Source organism: Pseudomonas sp., from assembly GCF_049645325.1.
Lineage (GTDB): Bacteria > Pseudomonadota > Gammaproteobacteria > Pseudomonadales > Pseudomonadaceae > Aquipseudomonas.
Map to the genome: position 1 here is coordinate 1 of NZ_JBARTQ010000093.1, position 6890 is coordinate 6890.

7 protein-coding genes are annotated in these 6890 nt (G+C 60.6%); 3 read left to right on the forward strand and 4 right to left on the reverse strand.

All coding sequences use genetic code 11. From position 1 onward, the window contains the following. Nucleotides 1-104: 104 nt before the first annotated feature. Together WBB95_RS03805 and pobA are read right to left on the reverse strand one after the other, a co-directional pair. Complete coding sequence (locus WBB95_RS03805) at nt 105-1622, reverse strand: MDR family MFS transporter (protein ID WP_424486366.1); 1518 nt, start codon at nt 1620-1622, stop codon at nt 105-107. Between the two features lie 74 nt (nt 1623-1696). Then, a complete protein-coding gene (pobA, locus tag WBB95_RS03810) occupies nt 1697-2881 on the reverse strand; it encodes a 4-hydroxybenzoate 3-monooxygenase (protein WP_424486372.1) in 1185 nt (394 codons plus the stop codon). Nucleotides 2882-3069: 188 nt separating this feature from the next. Here pobA and WBB95_RS03815 point away from each other — a divergent pair, with 188 nt between their 5' ends. Then, nucleotides 3070-3957, forward strand: a complete 888-nt coding sequence (locus tag WBB95_RS03815) for a helix-turn-helix domain-containing protein (RefSeq protein WP_424486367.1) — start codon at nt 3070-3072, stop codon at nt 3955-3957. Here the strand turns inward: WBB95_RS03815 and WBB95_RS03820 are convergent. Next, on the reverse strand, nt 3950-4129 hold the full coding sequence (locus WBB95_RS03820; RefSeq protein WP_424486368.1) for a hypothetical protein: 180 nt from the start codon (nt 4127-4129) through the stop codon (nt 3950-3952). The genes WBB95_RS03815 and WBB95_RS03820 overlap by 8 nt on opposite strands. 114 nt (nt 4130-4243) lie before the next feature. Beyond that, nucleotides 4244-5149 carry a LysR family transcriptional regulator gene (locus tag WBB95_RS03825; RefSeq protein ID WP_424486369.1) on the reverse strand — a complete coding sequence of 302 codons (906 nt, stop codon included), beginning with the start codon at nt 5147-5149 and terminating at the stop codon, nt 4244-4246. A 103-nt stretch (nt 5150-5252) separates the two neighbouring features. On the opposite strand from WBB95_RS03825, the gene WBB95_RS03830 reads away from it, so the two are divergent. Further along, nucleotides 5253-6119, forward strand: coding sequence for an MBL fold metallo-hydrolase (locus tag WBB95_RS03830; protein WP_424486370.1), 867 nt, complete (start codon nt 5253-5255; stop codon nt 6117-6119). A gap of 34 nt (nt 6120-6153) precedes the next feature. Further along, the gene (locus tag WBB95_RS03835) at nt 6154-6768 is read left to right on the forward strand and encodes an NAD(P)-dependent oxidoreductase (protein WP_424486371.1); all 615 of its coding nucleotides are present in this window, start codon (nt 6154-6156) and stop codon (nt 6766-6768) included. The last annotated feature ends 122 nt before the right edge of the window (nt 6769-6890 follow it).

Sequence of the window (6890 nt, forward strand, 5' to 3'; positions counted from 1 at the left end):
GGACCTTTTGGTTACTTTTGGGTCCTTCCAAAAGTGACCCGCCGTAAGGGCGGAACCCTACTCAGCCGTTACCCAGACAACGGATATGTACCCACTCAATCCAACTACCGCGCCTTGTCTTCCCGCCCCCGCAACACCCGATTCGGCATCGCAACCGCCGCCGCCAACCCCAACAGCGACACCGCCGCACTGACCATCAACAAATGCCGAAACGTCACCGCCAACTCCCCGCGCAACGCATCCTGCGCCGGCCCAGGCGCCGCATTCAACCCATCCAGCAACACGTTGCCGGAACTGCCTTCGCCCGCCAACGCCCCACTCGCCAAATGCGCAAAACTCGAATCCTGCAACAACGCCAACAACAGCGCCGACATACACGCCACCCCCACCGCGCCGCCCAAGGAGCGAAACAGGTTGGTGGTACTGGTCGCCACGCCGATATCCCGCTGCTCCACCGAATTCTGCGTCCCCACCAGTGACGTCGGAAACTGCATTCCCGCCGCAATCCCGCACAACAACATAAACACCGCCGTCATCGCCACATCCTGAGGCGCGCTGAACGCCATCCCCAGAATTGCAAACGGACTCAACAACGCCCCACTCAAAATCATCGGTTTATAGCGCCCCGTCACCGAGGTCATGCGCCCGGCACAATAAGCCCCCACCGGCAGGCCAAACGCCAGCGGCAGCAAGTGCAGTGCAGCGCTGTCTGCCCCCGAGCCGGTGACGGTCTGATACCGCAAAGGCATCAACACCGTCAGGGAAATCGCCTGGAAGCTGGTAAAGAAAATCGTGCACCAACACAGCACCGCACTGCGGTTGGCAAACAAATGCATCGGCAACAAAGGCTCGCGCGCACGGCGCTCATGCCAGACAAACACACTCAACGCCACCAATGCACAACCCAGCAGCCCCAGCACCTGTTCGTCGCGCCAATGATGCCCCTGGCCGATTTCGGTGATGCCCAGCAGCAAGGCGGTCAGGCCGATGATCATCAGCAAGGTGCCGAGGTAATCGATGATCGGCTTGCGTTGCGGCACCGGCAGCCCCACCAGCGTGCGGTGGGCCACGTACCAGGCGCCGGCGCCCAGCGGCAGGTTGATCAGGAACACCCAGCGCCATGACAGGTACTCGGTCATGTACCCGCCCAGCACCGGCCCGGCCACGCTGGCCACCGCATACATGCTGCTGAAATAACCCTGGTAACGCCCGCGCTCACGGGGCGGAATAATGTCGCCGATGATCGCCTGGCTCACCGAGATCATCCCGCCGGCGCCGATGCCCTGGAGAATTCGCGCCAGCACCAGTTGTTCCATGCTTTGCGCCATGCCGCAGAACAACGAGGCGACGGTAAACAGCCCCATGCCGATCAGCATCATCGGCCGCCGCCCGTACAGGTCGCCGAGTTTGCCGTAGATCGGCACCGCCACCGTCATCGCCACCATGTAGCCGGAGATCACCCAGGCCAGCAGGTTGACGTCGTGGAACTGCGCGGAAATGGCCGGCATGGACACCGCGACAATGGTCTGGTCCAAAGCACCGAGGAAGATCGCCAGCATCAAGGCGACGAGCACACTGCGGATGGCGGGAACGGGTTGGGCGGGCTGATTCAGGTTAGTCACGGCAGAACCTTCGAGCAGGGCCCGCGAGGCAGGAAGGGCCCGCGGGAATGCTCAACATCTTACTCGATAGCTGGCTATTCGATAGCCTCGTAAGGAAGTCCGACGTAATTTTCTGCAATGGTTTTACGACCGGCTTGCGACTCGATGAAGTACGCCAGCTCGCTCTCGGCAATGCGCTGGCTGAACCCATCTGCCTCGGGGAATTCATGCAGCATCGAGGTCATCCACCAGGAAAACCGCTCGGCCTTCCACACGCGGCGCAGGCAGATGGCGGAATACCTTTCCAGCAAGTCCACGCGGCCGTCGCGATACACCTTGAGCAGGATGCGATACAGCGTACTCACATCACTGGCCGCCAAATTCAAGCCCTTGGCGCCGGTGGGCGGCACAATGTGCGCCGCGTCGCCGAGCAGGAACAGGCGCCCGTATTGCATCGGTTCCACCACGAAACTGCGCAGCGGCGCGATGCTTTTCTCGATCGACGGGCCGGTGACCAGTTGCTCTGCCAGCGCACCGGGCAGGCGAGCTTTCAGTTCATTCCAGAAGCGTTCATCCGACCACTCCTCCAACGGTTCTTCCACCGGCACCTGCAGGTAATAGCGGCTGCGGGTTGGCGAACGCATGCTGCACAGGGCAAAGCCGCGCGGGTGCTTGGCGTACACCAGTTCGGGGTGAACTGGCGGCGTGTCGGCGAGAAGCCCCAGCCAGCCAAAGGGATAGACCCGCTCGAAGACCGTCAATGACGGCGCCGGGATCGACTGGCGTGCCACGCCGTGAAAGCCGTCGCAACCGGCGATGTAGTCGCAGTCCAGGCGAACGCTTTCGCCCTGATGCTCGAAGGTGAGCCACGGCCGATCAGTTTTCATGCCGTGGGGCTGCACATTGTGCGTTTCGTAGAGGGTGACGGCGCCCGCGGCGGCACGCGCAGCCATCAGGTCGCGGGTGACTTCGGTCTGGCCGTAGACCATGACCGACTGGCCGTCGGTCAACGCTTTGAGGTCGATATGGGTGAGCTGGCCATTCAGCACCAGTTCAAAACCGTCATGCACCAGCCCTTCGGCGTCCATGCGTCGGCTGACGCCCGCCTCGCGCAGCAGGTCGACCATGCCTTGCTCCAACACCCCGGCCCGGATGCGGCCTTGCACGTAATCGGCGCGCTGGCGTTCCAGGATGAGGGTTTGGATACCCGCGTTGTGCAACAGTTGACCGAGCAACAGCCCCGCAGGACCGGCGCCAATGATGGCGACTTGGGTTTTCAGCGTTTTCATTATTTTTATCGCCCGCAAGCTTCACCGAACGGAGTTGGTGAAAGAGTTGTCATTGATCTTGTTGCTGGCATTTTTCACTTGAGTGGCCGGCATAAGAAGGTGAAAACTAAGACAAAGCCTGCGCTTTTTGCCAATCGGGGCGATTACCGCACCACTATCCTGAGTATCGGATTGAAACCATGACCAAAACTGCCAGTTCCGCAATTCCGGTCTTCAAGCTGTACGGGGAAAGCCAGCAATGGCCGACACCGGATTTGCTGCACTGCGAGACCATTTCCCGGCGCAGTCGGGAATACCAGTGGGAAATCCAGCCCCACCGGCACGCGGATCTGTGCCAATTGTTGTACGTGCACAAAGGCCAGGCACAACTGGAAATCGAAGGCCAGCGCACCACCCTGAGCGAGGCGACCCTGCAAGTGCTGCCGCCTTTATGTGTGCACGGGTTTCGCTTTTCCGAGGATGTGGAAGGTTACGTCGTGACGCTTGCCGCGCCGCTGGTCAGCCATTTGCAGGCGCAGCTGGGCACGACGCTGGATGGTTTGCAGGCCTTGGGGAATTACCCGGCCGGCAAGGACAGTGACTACCTCAACAGCCTATTCGCCCGTCTGCAGGACGAATACGCCAGTGAGCAACCGGCGCGGGACATGATGATGCACGCGCTGGTCAGTGTGCTGCTGGTGTGGATCAGCCGCCAAGCCATCCAGCGCCGCCACCCGCGCGCGCCGCGTGGCCGTGAGTATTTCCGGCGTTTCACCCAGTTGGTCGAGCAGCATTACCGCGAACACCCGAAAATTGAAGATTTGGCCCACAAGCTGGGCATCTCGGTCTCACACCTGAACGGGACGTGTCGGGAGTTGGGTGGCCAGCCTGCGCTACAGATCATGCATGACCGCCAGTTGCTGGAAGCCAAGCGCCTGCTGACCTACACCAGCATGACCATCAATGAGATGTCTGAGGTGTTGGGGTTTTCCGACCCAACCAACTTCTCACGGCTGTTCCGCCGACGGGTCGGGTTCTCACCCAAGGCCTTTCGCGAGCAGTTGAAGGCCGAACAGTCGGTTACCTGAGTGCGCTGAAACTGCCGGTGCGCGGCACACACAAACCCTGATGACAGCCGATTGCGAAGGCCGCCGGCTGCAGGCGGGTCTGCTCGACACGGTAGGCGGCAGTCCCATACAGCGCAGTCGCCAACGCGCACAGGGTGAAAATCATCAGGTACTTTCTGATTTTTAGAGTCATGGCAAAGACCTCTTAACGGATCTACACGGTCCTGTTTAAAGCATAGGTCAGTCAGGCCGAGTTGCCATTATTGGGCGCCATTCAACCCGTTTATGCCGCCTTGGCCTTTTCAGCTCAAAGGCCGATGTCCCACGCCGGTTCTTCCGGAAACCTGAGCACCAGAAAATCCAGCAAACTGCGCAACGCCAGCGGCATGTGTTTGCGCGAGGCGTACACCGCGTAAATGCTCATTTGCTGCGGCTCGGCCTCCGGCAGCAAACGGATCAGCTTGCCGCTGCGGATGTAGTCGCCCGCCTGATAACTGGGCAGCCGCGACACACCCGCCCCCGCCAACGTCACCCGCAGCAGCGTCGTGGCTTCGTTGGCGCTGATATTGCCCTGCACCGCCACCGACACTGGCTGGCCCTCTTCGACGAAATGCCACAGGCTTTTGCCGAAATAAGAGTGGGTGAGGCAATTGTGCGCGGCCAGGTCACGCACGTGCAGAGGGTGCGGATGCTCGCGCAAATACCCTGGCGATGCGCAGATCACCGAGCGGCACAGCGTTAGTTTGCGCGCGATCAGGTTGGGGTCCAGCTCGAAACTGGTGCGGATGGCCAAGTCGATGCGCTCATCCACCAGGTTCACGGTGCGGTCGAGCATCTGCATATCAATGCTGACCAACGGGTTGAGCTTTACATACTCGACAACGGCATCGGCCAACTGCGCCTGGCCGAACGAGCTGCTGACACTCAAGCGCAATTGGCCACGCGGCGCCTCATCCGGCTCGGTGACGGCGGCCTGCATGTCATTGCACAACTCCAGCATCTGTCGGCAACGCGGCAGCATTTCGCTGCCGGCGGTGGTGAGGCTGAGTTTGCGCGTGGTGCGGTGCATCAAGCGCGCGCCGACCCAATCCTCAAGTTCAGCCAGATAACGCGAGACCACCGGCCGCGACAGGTCGAGGTGGTCCGCCGCCGCCGACTGGCTGCCCAGGTCCACTACGCTGACAAATACGCGCATTGCTTGAAGACGGTCCATGATTTGCCCGGTTTTAGAAACAAACTATGTTCAAGCATGGCATTTTTTGTGACGTTTAGTGCAACTAAGCTCTGTGCACTACTCACCCCTGCTGGAGCTGCACATGATCTCGACGCTCAAACGATTGGCCACCGCAATGGCGGCCCTGGCTTTCGCGGCCCATGCCGCAGCTGCCGACCTGACGCTCGATGCGTACAACCCGGGCGAAGCCGCCATGTTTCCCGTCAGCTCGGTACTGGTCAGCGGTAAGAAAGACGCGATTCTGGTGGATGCGCAATTTGGCAAAGGGCAGGCCGAACAGCTTGTGCAAAAAATTCGCGCCAGCGGCAAACACCTCACTACCATCTACATCAGCCATGGCGACCCGGATTACTACTTCGGCCTCGACACCCTGGCCACCGCATTTCCCGACGCCAAAGTGGTCGCTCCACAGCCGGTGGTAGACCACATCAAGGCCACCGTTGAACACAAACTCGCGTTTTGGGGCCCAAAGATGGGCGCCGACAAACCGGCCAAAATGGTGATCCCGCAGGTACTTGAAGGCCACAGCCTGACCCTGGAAGGGCAACAACTGGAAGTGATCGGCCTCGACGGCGCACAACCCGACCGTACCTTCGTCTGGATTCCTTCGATCAAGGCAGTGGTTGGCGGTGTCGTTGTCGCAGAAAACATCCATGTGTGGATGGCCGACACCCAAACCGCGAAATCCCATGCCGACTGGTTGGCGACCCTCAAGCGTATTGAAGACCTGAAACCCCGCACCGTGATTCCGGGTCACTACCTGGGTACGCCGTCGGTGAAATCCGTAGCGTTTACCGCCGCCTACATCAAAGCCTTCGATGAAGAGACCGCCAAGGCCCAAGACTCCACCGCTTTGATTGCGGCCATGAAAAAGCGTTACCCGAACCTCGCTGATGAAAGCACCCTCGAACTGGGCGCCAAAGTCGCCAAGGGCGAAATGAAGTGGTGACCTGTTTTAAACCCTAACCGTACTGGAGAACGTCATGAGCAAGATCGCAATCATTGGTGCCACCGGCCGGGCCGGTAGCCAACTGTTGGAAGAAGCACTGCGTCGCGGGCACAGCGTTGTGGCTATCGCGCGTAATACCGAGAACCTGGCCGTACGCCCTGGCGTCACGGTCAAGCAGGCCGATGCGCTCGACGCAGACGCCCTGCAACAGGCCGTCAGTGGCAGCGATGTGGTGATCAGTGCGGCGCACTTTGCCACCCTGCCGGCCAGCGCGGTCATTGGCCCGGTGACAAAAGCCGGGGTGAAACGCTTGCTGGTGGTGGGCGGTGCCGGTTCGTTGTTGCTGCCAGGCGGTAGCCGGGTGATCGACAGCCCGGGTTTCCCGGCCGAATACAAGGCTGAAGCCAGCGCGGGCGCGGCGTTTTTGGCCACGCTGGGCCATGAGCAGACGCTGGATTGGACTTTCCTGTCGCCGTCGGCGGAGTTCGTTGAGGCCGAGCGCACGGGTACATTCCGTTTGGGTCAGGATGATTTGCTGGTGAGCGCTGAAGGCCGCAGTTGGATCAGCTTTGCTGACTATGCGATTGCCCTGATTGATGAAGTGGAAACGCCGAAGCATTCGCGCCAGCGTTTCACCGTCGGCTACTGACTTAACGCGGCCAGATCTGTGAGTGGATTGTGTGGGGGCCGGCCTTTGTGGGAGCTGGCTTGTGTGAGGGCTGGCTTTTGTGGGAGCTGGCTTGCCTGGGAGCTGGCTTGTGTGGGAGCTGG